The sequence below is a fragment of the Bordetella genomosp. 10 genome (assembly GCF_002261225.1).
In the GTDB taxonomy this organism is placed as follows: domain Bacteria; phylum Pseudomonadota; class Gammaproteobacteria; order Burkholderiales; family Burkholderiaceae_B; genus Bordetella_C.
The window spans coordinates 2937821-2955565 of sequence record NZ_NEVM01000005.1; the positions used below are offsets into that span (position 1 = coordinate 2937821).

General features: G+C 67.0%; 13 protein-coding genes. 4 read left to right on the plus strand and 9 right to left on the minus strand.

Going from position 1 to position 17745, the window contains the following annotated elements; translation table 11 throughout:
* Positions 1–244: 244 nt before the first annotated feature.
* The 7 genes from CAL29_RS29155 to rsmB form a co-directional block, all read right to left on the minus strand.
* Positions 245–1510 (minus strand): YbdK family carboxylate-amine ligase, encoded by a 1266-nt coding sequence (locus CAL29_RS29155; protein ID WP_094856356.1) that lies wholly within the window; start codon positions 1508–1510, stop codon positions 245–247.
* Positions 1511–1822: 312 nt separating this feature from the next.
* Entirely contained in the window at positions 1823–3250 is a 1428-nt protein-coding gene (locus CAL29_RS29160) for a TrkH family potassium uptake protein (RefSeq protein ID WP_256977887.1), read from the minus strand.
* Between the two features lie 120 nt (positions 3251–3370).
* Positions 3371–4750, minus strand: a complete 1380-nt coding sequence (trkA, locus tag CAL29_RS29165; RefSeq protein WP_094856358.1) for a Trk system potassium transporter TrkA — start codon at positions 4748–4750, stop codon at positions 3371–3373.
* A 7-nt stretch (positions 4751–4757) separates the two neighbouring features.
* Positions 4758–5468 (minus strand): response regulator, encoded by a 711-nt coding sequence (locus CAL29_RS29170; protein ID WP_094856359.1) that lies wholly within the window; start codon positions 5466–5468, stop codon positions 4758–4760.
* 12 nt (positions 5469–5480) lie between these two features.
* Positions 5481–7799 carry a sensor histidine kinase gene (locus tag CAL29_RS29175; RefSeq protein WP_094856360.1) on the minus strand — a complete coding sequence of 773 codons (2319 nt, stop codon included), beginning with the start codon at positions 7797–7799 and terminating at the stop codon, positions 5481–5483.
* Complete coding sequence (locus tag CAL29_RS29180) at positions 7796–8401, minus strand: DUF4390 domain-containing protein (protein ID WP_179284267.1); 606 nt, start codon at positions 8399–8401, stop codon at positions 7796–7798. Before CAL29_RS29180 ends, CAL29_RS29175 begins: the two co-directional genes overlap by 4 nt.
* 18 nt (positions 8402–8419) lie before the next feature.
* Complete coding sequence (gene rsmB / locus CAL29_RS29185) at positions 8420–9814, minus strand: 16S rRNA (cytosine(967)-C(5))-methyltransferase RsmB (protein WP_094856361.1); 1395 nt, start codon at positions 9812–9814, stop codon at positions 8420–8422.
* Positions 9815–10145: 331 nt separating this feature from the next.
* Between rsmB and CAL29_RS29190 the strand changes: the two genes are divergently transcribed.
* Together CAL29_RS29190 and CAL29_RS29195 are read left to right on the plus strand one after the other, a co-directional pair.
* A complete protein-coding gene (locus tag CAL29_RS29190; RefSeq protein WP_094856362.1) occupies positions 10146–10508 on the plus strand; it encodes a hypothetical protein in 363 nt (120 codons plus the stop codon).
* Between the two features lie 129 nt (positions 10509–10637).
* Positions 10638–11087, plus strand: coding sequence for a PA2169 family four-helix-bundle protein (locus CAL29_RS29195; protein WP_094856363.1), 450 nt, complete (start codon positions 10638–10640; stop codon positions 11085–11087).
* Between the two features lie 60 nt (positions 11088–11147).
* Here the strand turns inward: CAL29_RS29195 and CAL29_RS29200 are convergent, their stop codons facing one another.
* Positions 11148–12083, minus strand: coding sequence for a hypothetical protein (locus CAL29_RS29200; protein ID WP_143277773.1), 936 nt, complete (start codon positions 12081–12083; stop codon positions 11148–11150).
* Positions 12084–12298: 215 nt separating this feature from the next.
* Between CAL29_RS29200 and CAL29_RS29205 the strand changes: the two genes are divergently transcribed.
* A complete protein-coding gene (locus tag CAL29_RS29205) occupies positions 12299–12550 on the plus strand; it encodes a helix-turn-helix domain-containing protein (RefSeq protein WP_094856365.1) in 252 nt (83 codons plus the stop codon).
* A gap of 213 nt (positions 12551–12763) precedes the next feature.
* Positions 12764–14080 (plus strand): 30S ribosomal protein S12 methylthiotransferase RimO, encoded by a 1317-nt coding sequence (rimO, locus tag CAL29_RS29210; protein WP_094856980.1) that lies wholly within the window; start codon positions 12764–12766, stop codon positions 14078–14080.
* A gap of 104 nt (positions 14081–14184) precedes the next feature.
* Here rimO and CAL29_RS29215 read toward each other — a convergent pair whose 3' ends face one another.
* Entirely contained in the window at positions 14185–17580 is a 3396-nt protein-coding gene (locus CAL29_RS29215) for an RHS repeat-associated core domain-containing protein (RefSeq protein ID WP_143277774.1), read from the minus strand.
* Positions 17581–17745: the final 165 nt, after the last annotated feature.

Below are 17745 nucleotides of genomic sequence, written 5' to 3' on the forward strand. Positions count from 1 at the left end.
GCGTCCACGCGCGCATGGCCGGCACGGATTTCCAGGACCCGGCGCTAGCGCGCGCGGGCAGGCCCCGCGCCGCGCCAGCCCCCGAGGGAACGACACCGCCGCGGGCCACCCCCAGGGCGGGAAGCAAAAAGAAAACGGCGCCGGGATGAACGACATCCCGGCGCCGCTTTTTTTCTCGGGGCGGCGCAAGAAAAAGGGCCCCGTGGCGGGGGCCCTTTTTTCGCTCAGTGCAAACGCCGCGGCCTCAATGCAAGCGCCGGGGCGTCAGCGTTTCTTCCGGCTCGGCCAGGGTCTGCACGCCGACGGCGCCGAGCAAGGGTTCGGACGTGGCGCGCACGCGGCGCCGCGCCACCGCGGTGGGATCCGCGCCCGACAGGCCCACGGCCGCGGCCATGCCGCCGTCGCCACGGAACGCCACGGCCATCGCGTCCACCACCGAAGGCAGGTCGCGCAGGCGGTGGAACTGGCCGCGCAGCCAGCGCGCATCGTTGCCCGACTTCAGGGCGTCGTCGCGCAGCGAACCCAGCATGTCGCCGGTGCCCAGTTCCTCGGCGATGGGCGCCAGCAGGCCGAAGACGCTGCGCAAGTGGTCGATCAGACGCAGGCGCTGCCCGTCGCCCGTCACGTAGCTGCCCTGCAGGCCGAAGCGGCAGGCCTGGAAATGGTTGTTGCGATAGGCCAGCCACAAGCCCTTCTCCGACTGCGGCTGGCGCTTGAGCAGCACCGCCAGGGCCTGCGCGAAGGCGGCGATCTGGCAGGCGCGCTCCACCGTCAGCGGGGTATCGCAGACGCGGATTTCCACCGTGCCGTACTCGGGCTTGGGACGGATGTCCCAGTAGAGGTCCTTGATGCTTTCCGCCAGGCCGTAGGTGCGCAACTGGGACAGATGGGCTTCGAACTGGTACCAGTCGTTGACCTCGGGCGGCAGGTGGCCGGCCAGGGGGAAGCTGTTCACCGCGTTCAGGCGGCAGCAGGAAAACAGCGTATCGACCCCTTCGTAATAGGGCGACGACGCCGACAGGGCGATGAAGTGCGGCACGTAGGCCGACAACTGACGGGTCAGCTTGATGGCGTCGTCGCCGTTGGCCACGCCCAGGTGGATGTGCTGGCCGAACACCGTGAACTGGCGCGCCAGATAGCCGTACATCTCGGCCAGGTACTGGAAGCGCGGCGTATCGGAAATCGAGCGTTCCTGCCAGCGCATGAAGGGATGGGCGCCGCCGCCCGCCACCGTCACGCCGACCGCGTCGGCGGCTTCGCACAGGGCGCTGCGCATTTCGCGCATTTCGGCCAGGAGGCCCATGGGATGTTCATGCACCGACGAATTCAATTCGATCATCGACCGGGTGATTTCCGGTTTCACCCGGTCCGCGATGGGATGGTTCGCCATCTGGGCCAGCAATTCGTCGGATGCGGCCGTCAAATCGAAAGTGCGAGGGTCGATCAGTTGCAGTTCGAGTTCGATGCCCAGGGTGTGGGGGGCGGAAGGGACGAACGGGATCTGTTCCATCTCCGGCTCCTAGTAACTTATTTATGTGGAGAAGACGCCACCCTGCCTTGAAGCCCGGAAACTGCCCGGGGGGCATCTCTTGATGTGGCGCGACGAGGTGGCAGTTTAGCTGCTCACTTTCATCATCGTAGGTGAAAAACGTGACATTTATAAGCAACGGCATCGATCTCGCCGTGTTCATGCCGTCTAAGGCGTAGCAAGCACTTACGCGCCCCGGGAAATCCCCTAGGCCGCCTTGCCGTGCCCCTTGCTCCGCCTTGGCGGGCAAGCCGTTTTCGTCACGCCCTGAGCAGGAAACGTTCCCGGGGCGCGTTATGTCCGCCAGAAGGCCGGGGTGAAGAGCATCAGCACGGTGAACAGTTCCAGCCGCCCGATCAGCATGCCGAAGGTGCAGATCCAGGTCTGGAAGTCGCTGAGCACGGCGAAGCTGCCCATGGGGCCGATGGCGCCCAGGCCGGGGCCGGTGTTGTTGACGCTGGCCACCACGGCGCTGAAGGCGGTCAGCGCGTCGAGGCCGGAGGCCAGCATCAGCGCCGTCAGGACCGCGATGGAAAACCCGTAGGCCACCATGAAGGCCAGCACCGACGTCAGCACGCGCGGATTGATCACCCGCCCCTTGATGCGCACCGGGCTGACCGCCTGCGGATGCAGCATCATCTTGAGTTCGGCGCCCGCCGTCTTGGCCAGTATCACCGCGCGGATCATCTTGATGCCCCCGCCCGTCGATCCGGCCGACGTCGCCACGCCGGAAAGCAGCAGCATCAGCAAGGGCGCAAGGATGGGCCACGCGGTGTAGTCGACGTTGGCGTAGCCCGTGGTGGTGAGCACCGAGATCGTATTGAAGACGCCATAGCGCAAGGCGTCCAGCGGCGCCCGGTAGACGCCCTCGATGTACAGATAGGCCGACACCAGCAGCGAGGCGCCCAGGGTGAGCGCCAGGTAGGGAATGGTCTCCGGACAGGTCAGGTAGGGGCGCAGGCGCCGCTGGCTGAGGGCGCTGAAATGCGTGGCGAAGTTGATGCCGGCGATCAGCATGAAGACCATGGCGACGATTTCCACCGGCACCGAATCGAAATGGGCGAAGCCGTCGTCCCAGGTCGAAAAGCCGCCCAGCCCCATGGTGGTGGCCATGTGGCACCAGGCCTCGAACCACGGCAGCCCGGCCGCGCGGTAGGCCAGGAAGCACAGCAGCGAGAAGCCGAAATACACCGCGTACAAGGCCTTGGCGGTGCCGGCGATGCGCGGGGTCAGCTTCTCGTCCTTCATCGGGCCGGGCGTTTCGGCGCGGAACACCTGGTGGCCGCCCACGCCCAGCAGCGGCAGGATGGCGACCGCCAGCACGAGTATGCCCATGCCGCCCAGCCACACCAGCGTGGCGCGCCACAGGTTGATCGAGGGCGGCAGGTCGTGCAGCCCGGTCAGCACCGTGGCGCCCGTGGTGGTCAGGCCCGACATCGCCTCGAAATAGCCGTCCGTGAAGGACAGGCGCAGGCCGGCGCGATCGAAATAGATGAACAGCGGTATCGTCGCCAGCAGCGGCAGCACGGTCCAGACCAGCGACACCAGCAGGAAACCGTCGCGCGGCCGCAATTCGTAGCGATGGCGGCGCGACACCAGCCACAGCCCGGCGCCCGCGCCGAAGGCCACCAGGAAGGCGTCCACGAAGGCCGACAGCGCCGCGTCGCCCAGGTAGGCGGAGACCGACAGCGGAATCGCCATGGTCAGCGCGAACAGCGTCATGGTCAGCCCCAGCAGGTTGACCAGGGCCAGCAGCCGGCTGACGGGGGTCGACCTCCCCGGCGCGGGTCCCGGCACGGCGGCGGCGAGAGGTCGGAAACGGGGCATGGGGCCTGGCGATGCCTAGAAAAACGAGGCGGAGACCTGGAACAGCTTCTCCACGCGGGCCATCTGCTGGCGGGACGGCACGAACACGATGACGTGATCGCCCGATTCGATGACGGTGTCGCCGTCCGGAATGAGGATTTCCTCGCCGCGCGCCAGCGCGCCTATGCTCGCTCCCTTGGGCAGGCGCAGCTCGCCCACCCGCCGCCCCACCACGTGGGAGGTCTTGCGGTCGCCGTGGGCCACCGCTTCCACGGCCTCGGCCACGCCCTGGCGCAGCCGGTGCACGGCCACCACGTCGCCGCGCCGCACGTGGCGCAGCAGCTCGCTCATGGTGGCCTGCGCGGGCGACACGGCAATATCGATATGGCTGCCCTGCATGAGCTCGCCGTAGGCGGGACGATTGATCAGCGCGATCACCTTGTGCGCGCCCAGGCGCTTGGCCAGCAGCGAGGACATGATGTTGTCCTCGTCGTCGCTGGTCAGCGCCAGCCAGGTGTCCATGTCGCCGATGTTCTCCCGCCGCAGCAGGTCCTCGTCGGTGCCGTTGCCCTGCAGCACCAGCACGTTGCCGGGCAGGTTCACGGCCAGGTACTCGCAGCGCTCCGGGTCGCGCTCGATGAGCCGCACGCTATAGCCTTCCTCGGCCAGTTGGCGCGCCAGCCTCAGGCCGATATTGCCGCCGCCGGCGATCATCACGCGGCGCACGGTCTTCTCGGCCTCGCACAGTTGCCGCACGGCGCGGCGCGCATGGCGGGTATCGACCACCAGCACGACCTCGTCGTCCGGCGCGATCACCGTCTGGGTGGCGGCCTGCAGCGGCCGGCCGCCGCGCAGCACGTCGACCACACAGGCCGTGACGTCGGGCCAGGCCTCGCGCAGCGCCTCGACGGAGCGGTTGGCCATGGGGCTGGCCTGGCCGACGCGGGCGGTGATGACGCTGATCCGGCCTTCGGCGAATTCCACCACCTGCAAGGCCTCGGGGAATTCGATCAGGCTGTGCAGGTAGGCGGTGACGCTGCGTTCCGGGCTGATCAGGGCGTCGATGCAAAAGCCGTCGTCGCCCATGAGCTCGGGGTATTCGGCGACGTCCGCGGCGCGGATGCGGGCGATGCGGCGCGGCACGTTGAAGTGCTGCCGCGCGATGCGGCACGCCACCATGTTGACGGCGTCCGAGGCGGCACAGGCGATGAAAAGGTCCGTGTCCGCGGCGCCGGCGGCCTCCAGCACCGCGACCTGGGTGCCGTCGCCGTGCATGCCGCGCAGGTCGTAGCGTTCCTGCAGGCCTTGCAGGTTGCGCGCGTCGGTATCGATGACCGTGATGTCGTTCTGTTCCGAAACCAGGTTTTCCGCGACGCTGGTCCCCACGCGGCCGGCGCCGACGATAAGAACTTTCACGGCGGACTCACGAGCTGCGCTTGCGCGCCGACTCGATGCCCAATTGCTTGAGCTTGCGGTACAGGTGGGTCCGTTCGAGCCCGGTGCGCTCGGAAACCCGCGTCATGCTATGGCTTTCCCGCACCAGGTGATATTCGAAGTAGATGCGCTCGAAGGCGTCGCGCGCCTCGCGCAGGGGCTGGTCCAGCGAAATGCTGCCGAGCTGGCCGTTGCCGTTGGCCGGCAATTCGGCGGCCGCGGCGGGGGGATTCGCGCCCACGGCCGGCACGCCGGCGCCCAGAGGAGCATCGGAGTCCTCGTCGCGCGCGCTGGGACTGACCGACACGGCGGGCATGGGCACGGACTGCGGCGCGCGGCCGCGCGCGAGGCCGGCCGAAATAGTTTTTAACAACCGTTGCAGAGTAATCGGCTTTTCCAGGAAGTCCATGGCGCCGATGCGGGTGGCCTCGACCGCGGTGTCGATGGTGGCATGGCCGCTCATCATGATGACGGGCATGTCCAGCAGGCCCTGCGAGCCCCACTCCTTGAGCAGGCTGACGCCGTCGGTGTCCGGCATCCATATGTCGAGCAGCACCAGGTCGGGACGCGCCCGCAGGCGGGCGGCACGGGCCTGCGCCGCGTTTTCGGCCAGCTCCACCGTGTGCCCTTCGTCGTACAAGATTTCAGACAGAAGTTCGCGAATGCCAACTTCGTCGTCAACCACCAGAATTCTGGCCATAAGCCCATCCACCTATTGCGTAGCCGCATTATCCTGTTGTTGTGCGGATGCGTCCAGAGTATCGACCGCGCCTGCCAGACGGGTCAATAGTATGGAAATACGCGCCCCGCCCTCGCGGCGATTCGCCAAATCGATGCGTCCGCCGTGTTCTTCCACGATTTTGCGGACGATCGCCAATCCTAACCCAGTCCCGTGCGACTTGGTTGTCACGTAGGGTTCGAAGGCCCGCTGCATGACCTGCTGCGAGAAACCCGGGCCGGTATCGGAAACCGTGAAACGCACCGCGCGGTGCTCCTCGCCCTCGCTGCGCGGCGTCTGCGTCAGTTGCGTCGACACCCGCACCCGGCCGTCGTCCTGCCCCGCGATCGCGTCGCGGGCATTGGCCAGGAGGTTATGGATGACCTGGCGCAACTGGGTCGGATCACCCTCGATGGCGGGCAGTCCGGGCGCCAGCTCGACCTCCAGGTTGAGCGAGTTGACGTGGTCGCGCAGCAGCCCTTCCACCGGATCCCAACCATACAACGACAGCACGTCGGAGACCAGCGCATTGAAGTCGATGCGCTGCATGACGGCGGGCGGGGTGCGGGCGAATTCGCGGAAATCGTCGACCATGTGCTTGAGCGAGCTGACCTGGTTGACGATGGTATTGGTGGAGCGCTCCAGCATCTGCCGGTCGGCCGGCTGCAGGCGGTCGGCCAGTTTCATGGCCAGGCGCTCGGCCGACAACTGGATGGGGGTCAGCGGGTTCTTGATTTCGTGCGCCAGGCGGCGCGCCACCTCGCCCCACGCCACGGTCCGGTTGGCCGACATCAGTTCGGTGATGTCGTCGAACACCACCAGGTAGCCGTTGCCGCGCCCGTCCACGCGCAGGTGCGTGCCGCGCGCCAGCAGCGTCAGCGATTGCGCGTGGGCGCCGCCCGAGGCTTCCGCCTGCACGGGCTGGATCTCGAACTGCTGCTGCCAGTGCTGGCGCTCCGATCCCACGGCGGCATGCGCCGCGAAGGCCTGGCGCACCACCTGCGCGAACGCCAGCAGGCCGTCGATGGTTTCCAGCGGCCGGCCGATGACCGAGCGCAGGTCGCTCTGCAGGATGGTCTGCGCGCCCTGGTTGACCGTCGTCACGCGAAACGCCTCGTCGAAGACCAGCACGCCGGACGACAGATTGGACAGCACGCTTTCCAGGTAGACGTTGGAACGCTCCAGTTGCTGGCGGTTGCTTTCCACCATGCGGCGCGCCTCGTCCAGTTGGCGGGTCATGGCGTTGAACGAGCGGGTCAACTGGCCCACCTCGTCGCGTTCGGGCGGCTCCGGCAGCGGGCGATAGTCGCCCACGCCCACCGCCTGGGTGCCGGCCGCCAGCCGCAGCAGCGGGCGCACCAGACGCTTGGAGAGCGACAGCGCCACGGCGATGGCGGTGAAGACCGACACCAGCAGGGCCAGGGTCAGCGTGATGCCGTACAGCTTGCGCAGGCCCAGCCGCGCCAGCGCCAGTTCCTGGTAGTCGCGGAAGCCCTGCTGGACCAGGTTGGCGTTGTGGGCGATCTGGTCCGGCACGGGCTGCACCAGTTGCAGCCAGCGCGGCTCCGCCGAGGCGCCGAGCAGCCCGTCGAAGCGTTCGTTGGGCAGTAGCGGGATGACCACCCGCAGGTGCAGCGCGCCGCCGCCTCCCGCTTGCAGCGGATCGTCGGCCTCGGCGGCCGAGTAGCCGCGCGACAGGCGCAACTGGTTCAGCACCGTGGCCGGCGGCAGCGCCGGCATCAACTGCCCGTATTGATTGGTCGAGAAGGCCACCATGCGGCCGCTGCCGGTGAAGACCATGGCCTCCTGCACGCCGTTGGCCTCGCGCAGGCGGGTCAGGGTCAGCGCGATGTTGCTGTCGCTGGCGCGGTTGAGTTCGGCGGTCATGGAGCGGGCGCGGGCGTCGAGATCGGCCAGCAGCGAATCGAGCGCGGCGCGGCCCAGGTTCAGGCCCGCCTCCAGGGCGGTATCGACCCGCACGTTGAACCAGGACTCGATGGAGCGCGACATGAACTGCACCGACAAGGTGTAGATCAGGGCGCCCGGGACCACGCCGATGAGCGTGAAGGCCAGGGCGAAACGGGCGGTCAGGCGGGCGCCGAACTGGCGCCGCCGCAGTTGCCGCACCAGCTTCACGGTGAGGGCCAGCACCCAGGCGAACAGCGCCAGGGCGACCACGCCGTTGAGGATCAGCAGAGCGTCGTAATAGCGGGCAAGGCGGGAGGCGTTGCCGGTGGACCAGGCCAGCAGGCCCAGCAGCGCCACGCCCGCCAGCGCCCCTGCCACCAACGCGAAGCGCAGCAGTTTTCTCATCGGTCCGGATTCCCGTCGTCGGCGATGGCGAAGTCGAAGCGGGTCCAGGGCGTGGCCAGGGACCAGGAGCTGCTGTTCAGGGCGTTGACCTGGAAGGGCCGCGCCAGCAGCGAGGTATCCAGGCGCAGCCGCAGTTGGCCCTCGTACTTGATGCCCGGCTTGAAGTCGCCGGCGTCGGCCACGGCCCAGCCGCGGATGTGACGGATCATGTCCATGGCGTCGTCCAGGGAACGCACGGGCAGCGACAATTCGCCGACGCCGGCGCGCCACTGCCGGGTCAGCGCGTTATAGACGATGCGCCACGTGATGCTGGTGTCCACCACCGTGCTGTCCAGCCACCACCAGCGCGAACGGGTGATGGTGACGTCCGCGGTGAAATACAGCGGGAGCCCGCGCTCGGCCGCTTCGCGCAACTGGTCGTTGAGCTTGATGTCGACGTCGGCGTCGATTTCGACGCGGCCATTGCGCAGCGCCGGGTCGATGCGCGCCACCTTGGGCTCGGCCGCCATGCCGTCGCCGCTCCACGGCAACAGCGTGAACAGGCAGACGAGGGCCAGGAGCAGGCGCGGGAGTAGGGGCATACGGAACATTTGCGCGACGATGCCGATATTCTTGGCGATTCAGGAAAGCTTGGCAAACAAGGCGTAGAAAAAACCGTCGCGCTGGGCGCCCGGTGTTGTATCTCCCGCCACGGGCAAGAGCTGGCCGGGCGCGTCCAGGCGCCGGGCATCGGCATGGCGGGCGGCGAAGGCGGCGGCCTGGCGCTCGTTTTCCTCCGGGAAAATCGAGCAGGTGACGTAAAGCAGGCGGCCGCCCGGGGCAACCGTGCGCCACAGGGCGTCGACGATGCGGGCCTGCAACTTGACGGTGCGCGCCACGTCGTCCGCCCGGCGCAGCCAGCGGATGTCGGGGTGGCGCCGCACGATGCCGGAAGCGGTGCAGGGCACGTCGGCCAGCACGGCGTCGTAGGGCACGCCGTCCCACCATTCGGCCAGGTCGGCCGCGTCGGCGCGCCGCAGCACGGTGTCGGGACGGCGCAGGCCCAGGCGCTCCAGGTTTTCCCGCACCTGCTGCAAGCGCACGCCGTCGGCGTCGAGGGCGGTGAGGGAGACGTCGGCCAGTTCCAGCAGATGGGCGGTCTTGCCGCCCGGCGCGGCGCAGGCGTCCAGCACCCGTTCGCCGTCGCGCACCGACAGCAGGGGCGCGGCGAGCTGCGCGCCGGCGTCCTGCACCGACCACCAGCCCTGCTCGTAGCCGGGCAGTTGCGCCACCGGACGCGGCTGGGCCAGCGCCACGCCGGCATCGCCGCTGGGCCCGGCGGCAATGCCGGCGGCGGCGAAGGCCTCGAGCACCTGTTCGCGCGTGGCGCGGCGGCGATTGACGCGCAGGGTCAGGGGCGCGGGCACGTTGGCGGCCGCCAGCAGGTCCTGCCAGGCGTCCGGATAGGCCGAGCGCAGCTTGTCGACCCACCATTGGGGGTGGTTCCAGCGCCCTTCCACCGTCTTGGTGGCCTGCGCCAGCAGCCCGGCCGGATCGCGCAGGAAGCCGCGCAGGCAGCCGTTGACCAGGCCCTTGAAGGGCAGCAGGCGGCGCATGCTGGCGGCGGCGCGCACGGCCTGGTCGACCACGGTATGGGGGGTGTAGGAGGGGGCGGCGGAGGCGGAGGCCGTGGTTGCGCCGGTTGTAGCGGCCCCATCGGTCCCATCGGCCGTATCGGTTGCACTGGTTGCGGCGCTGGGCAGCAGCAGCGCCAGGCTGACCTGCAGCAGCGCATCCAGCAGCGCTTCCGGCGGGTCGCGCGGCACCAGCAGCCGGCGCAGCGCGCGCGCCTCGCCCAGGTGGCGCATGGCGTGGAAGGACAGGGCCTGGGCGCCCGCGCGGAATTCCGGCGGCACCTGGGCGATGGCATCGGTCATCGAGCGCCCCGCCTGCACGGCGCGCACCACCTCGGCGCTTTCCAGCAAGAGATCCTGCAAAGGCGCGCTGTTGCGGGGTGAGGGAGGAACTGAAGACATGTGCAATCGCCGGGCAAAGACCGATATGGTAACCGTGGAAGCCAGGCGCTGATACACCGGCATGCCGGGCCGGGCTTCGGGCCGGGGATGAAGGAACGTGGGTTCTTGGCGCCAGGCCTGAAGATCGAGCCCAAGGCCTGGTCTCGCAAAACCCATCGACACGGATGGGCAGGAACATGGCCATGCGAAGACGCGGCAAGCCGATGCGGGCGAACCCGGGCACGACGGTTGCTTTGAGGCTCACGACCCGGCGCGTTATGCCGCCAGGGTGTTCAGGCGACTGGAAATGCCGAGGGGGCATTCCGGTGATGCCTGATCAAAGGAGAACCCCATGAAAAACTTCAAGCCTGTTTTCGTTGCCGCCGCCCTGAGCCTCACCGCGCTGTCGTTCGGCGCGCATGCGCAGACCGCCACCACGGCGAAGGACATCGATGCCAACTACAAGGCTGAGCAAAAGAAATGCGACGCCATGAAGGGCAACGACAAGGACGTGTGCGAGCAACAGGCCAAGGCCACGCGCGACAAGGCCAAGGCCGACCTGAAGGAAAACAAGGACCAGGCTGAAGCGCGTCGCGATGCCGACAAGACGAAGAACAAGGCCGATTACAAGGTGGCGAAGGAGAAGTGCGATGCGCTGTCCGGTGACGCCAAGGACACCTGCGTCGCCAACGCCAAGAAGCAGTACCACCAGTAAGCAGCAAGCTGCGTCTCGTGGCGGACGAGGACATGACCCCGTCCGCCGTTTTTTGCCGCCGGGCCGTCCCAAGGCAAAAACGCCCCCTCGGGGGCAGCTTTCGGGAACCGATTTCACCAGGAGATGACCATGGCCGATCACATCGTCAAAGTGCTGAATGAACTGATAGAAACCTCCAAGAACGGCGAAAAGGGCTTTGCCAAGGCCGCCGAGGACACCAAGACCGCCGAGCTGAAGATGCTCTTCGAGAACCGCTCCCGGGATTGCGCATCGGGGGCCGGCGAACTCCAGGCCATCGTCCGCCAACTGGGCGGCGACCCCGCCACCGGCGGCACGGTCGCCGGCGCCATGCACCGTGGATGGACCGAACTGAAGTCCACCGTCACCGGCCGCAGCGACGCCGCCATCCTCGAGGAATGCGAGCGCGGCGAGGACCATGCGAAGGAAAAATACGCCGATGCGCTGAAGGAAGACCTGACGCCGGACGTGCGCGCAGTCGTGGAGCGGCAGTACCAGGGCGTCCTGCGCAACCACGACCAGATTCGTGACCTGCGCAATCGCTTCAAGGCGCAGGAATAAAACTTCGACGGCGCCCGCGGGCGCCGTTTTTCTGCTCCCGCTGCCCGGCATGCAATGCAATCAATCGCCGTTCTTCTTGAACCCGAGCAGCGCCCAGTGGGACCGGTCCTGCACGCCGGGCATGGGAGACGGAAAAGGACGCGCCGTCCCGAACGCCCCTGACGGAAGTTCGCGAAACGAGATGACGCCGCTATCCGTGTCCACGGCGTGCACCAGCTTCAACGACATATCGCGCCCTTCCCTGCGTATGAACAGAACGTAGTCGAACATCGACGCCAGGGCCTGGTGCATCGTGCCGACAGCCTGTTCCGCCGCCAATGCGTTGCGCGAGAATTTCCCCTCGTCCAGGCCCTCACGGTTCTCTATCTCCACGAGCATCCGGCATTCGCCGTAGCGCTTGATGCTTCGCCCCGCGTCGTCGCCGAGCAGGAACCGATAGACGAGATAGTCGGACATTCCGCGCCGGGACGCCACGGGCGGCTCCGCCAATATCCTCATCGCCTCGTCCTGGCGCTTGCCATCGCAGATCGCCGCCCGCAACAGGCATTCGATCTCGGAAATCCTGTTCGGTTTCGGGCACACCATCCACCTGTCGCCAACGAGGTAGGCGCGGCTATCCGGCAGATCCAACGGCGCCACCACGGATTCGATCACGGCATAAGAGGAGCTTCCATCGGCATTCTTTACAAACTGCGCGTGAACCGCCTGCGCGGGATCCATGGCGCAGGAGGCCCTTCCATGACTCGCCGCCCGCGCGCTGAATCCGCCGGAATACAGATCGATGGAAACACGCGCATGGGACGACGCACCGCCAGGCCTGCACGCCGCCCGCCCGCTTGCATGCGCGCGTGCCTGCCCCGCCGACGCACCAACGGCGCGCGCCCCCTCGGTCGCCTGCGCATCAGGCCACGAAGGAGAGCCACCGGAAGATGCCGGATCCGAAGCAGGACTGTCAGGGTTAAGAGAGTCGAGAGGGTTGAGAGGGTTGAGATGCATGGCGCTCCATCCTCCTGTAGGCAGTTGGCGGCGCTGATGGGAAACCAAAGCCGGCGGACCGGTTCCATCGATGCCTACCTTGAACCGGGCGCCGTAGCCCTCGCGCGGAGTCCGGCAATGCCGTATAATCCCGCCCCATCCCCGTTGCCGACCCCGGCGCGGCGGCCTTGAACGAGGTGGCGGCGATGACGCGCGCTGCCTGAGCGATCCACGATATGAATAAAGCAGCCCCATCGGGGAATTCCGCCCGATGGCTGGCATCACGCATCAGCGAAGCCCGCAGCCGCGTAGGCCTGCCTCAAGCCGAGTTTGCCGACTTGCTTGGCGTCAGCGTCCGAACGCTGCAGGATTGGGAACAGGGCCGGCGCAACCCTTCCGGCGCGGCAAGGACCTTGTTGCAGGTGGCCATGCTTCACCCGGAAACCTTGCGCGACCTGCCCCCTTGGCATGCGGCCGAGCCAGCCTGACATCACGAATCCTCGACGAATATCCCAGTCGCACGGCCCACGCCGGTGCGCGAACCTACGGTGAATAGATTGGAAGTCCTAGAAAAATCCCGGCCCGGCAGCGGCGCCGACAAGACGCCCGGCAAGGCCGCGGCCATCGATGCCCGCGGCGGCAATGGCGCCGGCAACGGCAAGACCGGCAACGACGGCCCCGGCGACGGCCGCACGCCCCGCGTGGGGTTTGTTTCGCTCGGCTGTCCGAAAGCGCTCGTCGACTCCGAGCGCATCCTCACGCAACTGCGCACCGAGGGCTATGAGGTCACGCCTTCCTACGACGATGCCGACGTGGTGGTGGTCAACACCTGTGGCTTCATCGACAGCGCCAAGGCGGAATCGCTGGAAGCCATCGGCGAGGCCATCGCGGAGAACGGCAAGGTCATCGTGACGGGCTGCATGGGCGTGGAAGAAGCCGTCATCCGCAACGTGCATCCCAGCGTGCTGGCCGTCACCGGCCCGCAGCAGTACGAGGAAGTGGTGCGCGCGGTGCACGACGCGGCGCCGCCCAAGGCCGACCACAATCCCTACCTGGACCTGGTGCCGCCGCAAGGCGTCAAGCTGACGCCGCGCCACTACGCCTACCTGAAGATCTCCGAAGGCTGCAATCACCGTTGCAGCTTCTGCATCATTCCCTCCATGCGCGGCGACCTGGTCAGCCGGCCGGTGGGCGACGTGCTGAACGAGGCCGAGCGCCTGGTGAAGGCCGGCGTGAAGGAACTGCTGGTGATTTCGCAGGACACCAGCGCCTACGGCGTCGACGTCAAGTTCCGCAGCGGCTTCTGGAACGGCCGTCCGGTGAAGACCCGCATGACGGAGCTGTGCTCGGCCCTGTCGGACCTGGGCGTGTGGACCCGCCTGCACTACGTCTATCCCTATCCGCACGTCGACGAGGTGATTCCGCTGATGGCCGAGGGCAAGATCCTGCCCTACCTGGACATCCCCTTCCAGCACGCCAGCCCGCGCGTGCTCAAGGCGATGAAGCGCCCGGCCTTCGAAGACAAGACGCTGGCGCGCATCAAGCGCTGGCGCGAGACCTGTCCGGACCTGACGCTGCGCTCCACCTTCATCGTCGGCTTCCCCGGCGAGACCGAGGAAGACTTCCAGTACCTGCTGGACTGGATGAGCGAAGCGCAACTCGACCGCGTCGGCTGTTTCCAGTATTCGCCGGTGGACGGCGCGCCCGCCAACGCGCTGGAAGGCCACGTGTCCGACGAAGTGAAGCAGGAACGCTGGGAGCGCTTCATGGCGCACCAGCAGGCGATTTCCGCCGAGCGCCTGCAAGCCAAGGTGGGCCGCGAGATCGACGTGCTGATCGACGAGGTCGACGAAGACGGCGCCGTCGGCCGCAGCAGCGCCGACGCGCCGGAGATCGACGGCAGCGTCTACCTTTCGTCGGACCGCGACCTGAAGCCGGGCGACATGGTGCGCGCGGTGGTCACGGACGCGGACGAGTACGACCTGTGGGCCGACGAGGTCGATACGCCGCGCCTGTGATCCGGATCCACGGACGGCAAGAAAACCATCCCCGTTGAACCGCTTGAACCGCCCCCGCGCCGTACCCGCGCCTGGCCGCGGGGTACGGTTCACGGGTTCGCTTTTTACGGCGGCGGTTCGGCAACAGTGGCGCGCCCGGCGGGAAGGGGCCGCCTCACAAGCAGTCTTTGTGCTGGATCGCCATGCCTGGAAATTAGCTGCCGGTATTTATAGGCGCTCACGATCGAGGCTTTCTCGCTTGCGCTGAAGTCGAAATCCACCGGGCCGCCGCGCGCTTTTTGGGCGATCATCTTTTTGATTACGGTGCTACGAGCCGAGCTCATCACAGGCGGCGACTCGCCATCATGTATGAAAAACTGCCTCGTCCCATGCGAGTCGGCCAAGAGTCCTGACAGCATCGTGCGATCCCCATAGCGGACACCGCCTGGGTTCATCCGCACGCTGGCCTCCATGCTTTTCATATAGTCTTCAGGATGATCGAGACCGAATATCGCGTGTCCTCCTTCGTGAATCAGCACCATGCGCAGGGACGCCGCGGCGACTGCTCCGCGAGCCGACTCGCTTAACGAAGACGCCCACTCGGAAATGAGGGCGTGATCGTTTTTCGCTTTCTGCAATTGATCATCGAACCACTGCCCGTTCAGTTCGGGACTCTGCAGGTAATGCATTAAAAACGAATCCAGCTCGCGCACGGACTGCTTCGAGCCGAGAACGATACGACCGACATACCGCTCGCCCTCGTCTTTCAGACGCACCGGGATACGCAGCGCCCATGCGATGGCATGAAAGCCGTCGCCGACATCTTCCGCCGCTCCGACCGTGAATAACAGATTCGCATCGGACGAATTTTCCGCTTTGCCTACGGAGACATCCACTTCCCGCGCGGTACGGGAGAGCACGCGCATTGCTTCGTCGATTTGCGCGTCATAATCCACGTCGACCGGAATGCCCGCAACAGTGAAGGATGGGCGGTGGCCGCCGAAATCGACGAAATAACGGATGGCAGGGCCAAACAATGCCCGCGGCGACGTTATCCTGCCGTCCAGGCCGGCCATGAAGGCCACCACGTTGGTGATCTTGGCGCCATCGACGATCCGTTGGATTTCGGCGGCATCGACGGCGATGTCCTCGTGATTCGTCGCCCATGCAGGGCGCGTGTCATCATCGCCGGTGCACCTGTCCAGTTCGTCGAGCAAGCTCGCGGTTGGCGACTCGGTGTCCAGGTCGGCATCCTCGACGCGGCTCGCGGAAGGACGGGTAAAGCAGGAAGTGAATGCCCCCGTTACGCTTTGCCAGAACGACCGCGGCTCCTCTCCCACCGCACCGAATGCATCGACCAGGGTCGCCGGGTTATTCCCCATGGCGCGATACAGGTTGAGCCCGTCTATCGCGCCAGCCGGGTCCGGACTTATCCATCGCCCCGTCCAGGGCTGGTAATAGCGCAGGCCGTAGTAATAGAAGCCCGTCGTATCGCGCTCCTTGCCGCAATAGCGGATGAACTTGTATTTGACTTCGCTGTCGGTGCGTGAGGTCAGCACCGCCGTGCCGCCGTAGGGATAGTATTCCTCCCGCGTGATGACGTTGCCGTCCTCGTCGGTTTCGAGCGAGCAGGAGTCCTGACGATCGGCGTATCGGTAGCGCAGTTGCAGGTTGGGCATATCCGCGGGCTGGCCCGTGCCGTCGGGCCAGTTCAAGACGCGCGCGCCGTCGTCCAGCACGATCACTTCCAGCCGCTCGCCGGTGCCTGTGTCGCCGCGCAATTCCAGGCCGGGGAGATAGCGGGTGTCCGTGTGGTTCCAGATGCTGCCGGCCTTGCTGCTGCCGTATTTGCGCACGCGTTGGCCGTCGCCATCGTAGGCATACTGTTCGCGGTCGCTCTCGCTCCAATCGGAAACCTGTCCCTGCCCGGGATCGCGGTAGGCCGTGACCACGCAATAAAGACGATGCAGGGGCGTCCAATACATCGGCTGGTTGACATTGCCGTCCATGCATATGCTTTTTCCGGCGCCGTCGAAGTAATCGTCGATGTTCTCCGGCGTCGGCCCCGAACCGTTGGCCGTACACACGGCGCGGTTGCTGGCACGGCCCACGGCCAGGTTACGCGTGGGAGGCGTCGCGCCGGTCCAGTCGGCGCAGCCGATGGCGGTGAGATTGCCGCCGAGGTCGTAGGTATAGCGGCGCGTGTAGGGCCGATAGTCGGGCGTGCTCGACGGGCTGAAGGCGCCGCCCGGCCAGTCGGTGCCTTTAGGGGTGTCGTCGACGTAGTTCTCGCGGCCGCTGGCGCTGGTCAGTCGATACAGCGCATCGTAGGCGTAGGCCCGGTCGGGCGTGGTCATGCGATTGCGGAAGAAACCGACCTGCGCGCCGGCGCCCGCGTCGGACAGGGCGGTGACGTTGCCCACGCCATCGTAGGTATAGGTCAACGCCTGGAGCGTGGTCGTGGCTGCGTGGCCGGCGGCCGAAGTCCGCGATGCCGTCATGGAAACCAGGCGTTGGGTCGCCTGAGGTTCATAGGCATGCACGACCTGGATCCGGTTGGCGTCGCTGCGGGTGTCGATTCCCCCGGCCGCCGTATAGGTGACGGCGGCGGTGACAGGCATGAGGCCGCCGCCGGCAGGCGTGACCGAAACCGAATACTTGCGCCCGGCGCGGTCGTAGGCCGTGTGCTGCCGATGGCCCCTGGCGTCGGTCCGGACCAGCACCTGGGACAGGGCGTTGAGCGTCCAGCACGTCGAATAGGGATCGCCCGGCTCCAGAAGCATCCTGTTCCGGGCAAACGGCGGTTTGGTGTCGGCGGGATCCCAGGTGTTGTCCGGATCGCACGTCGCGGCCAGGAAAAAACGGTCCTGCCGCAAGGCGGCGGGCTCACCGTCGTCGCCTTGCACGCCATAGCCCAGGGCGCTCATGTCGAGCAGGCCCGCGGTATCGAAATGCTGGAGCAATTGCCCGCGCTGGTTGGCGTTGCGCGGATCGCTGGCGTCATGCGGATCGTAGGCGGCGCCCGCCGGCCCGCCGTAATCGCCATACCACCACAAATCGGTCGAGCCGGCGGGTACGTTGGCCGGCTCCTCGGTAATGGATTGCAGGGTGCGGTCGCGCCGCGCCGGCCGGCCCAGGGCATCGTAATACTGGAAGACGGCGATCTCGTTGTCGCGCTTCTGTCCGGCATCGCGTCCCCGGCTGGATTGCCAGAAGGGCCGGCCCGCGATATCCGCGCAGGCCAGCGACGTGCCGCCGTCCGCGCTCGCGGTTGCCAGCGCCTGGCCGGTCAGCGCCGGGGTGTAGCGGGCGTTCAGCGTCGAGCCGCCGAAAAAGCGCGGGTCCTGCGACGCAACCAGTTGGTCCAGGGCGTTATATGCCAGCGCCTCGACGCACTGAGCCGCCACCGCCCCCGCGACAGCCCGGTTGTAGCGCAGCGTACGCACCTCCAGCCCGCGATTGTCGCGGACGGTGATTGTCGGCGTACCGGCGCAGAGGGGCGGCATGGATGATGTGTTCAAGGAATGGACCCTGTAGCCCTCCTTGTAGCGATATGCGCGATGGGCCGCGGTTGCGCGCCATCCGTTTTCTTTTGCATTCCCGCAGCGTTCGGCGCGAGCCGGCCGGCAAACACGAAAACCCGCGCCGCGGCATGCCGCGGCGCGGGTGTGGCCCCGCCGTAGGTG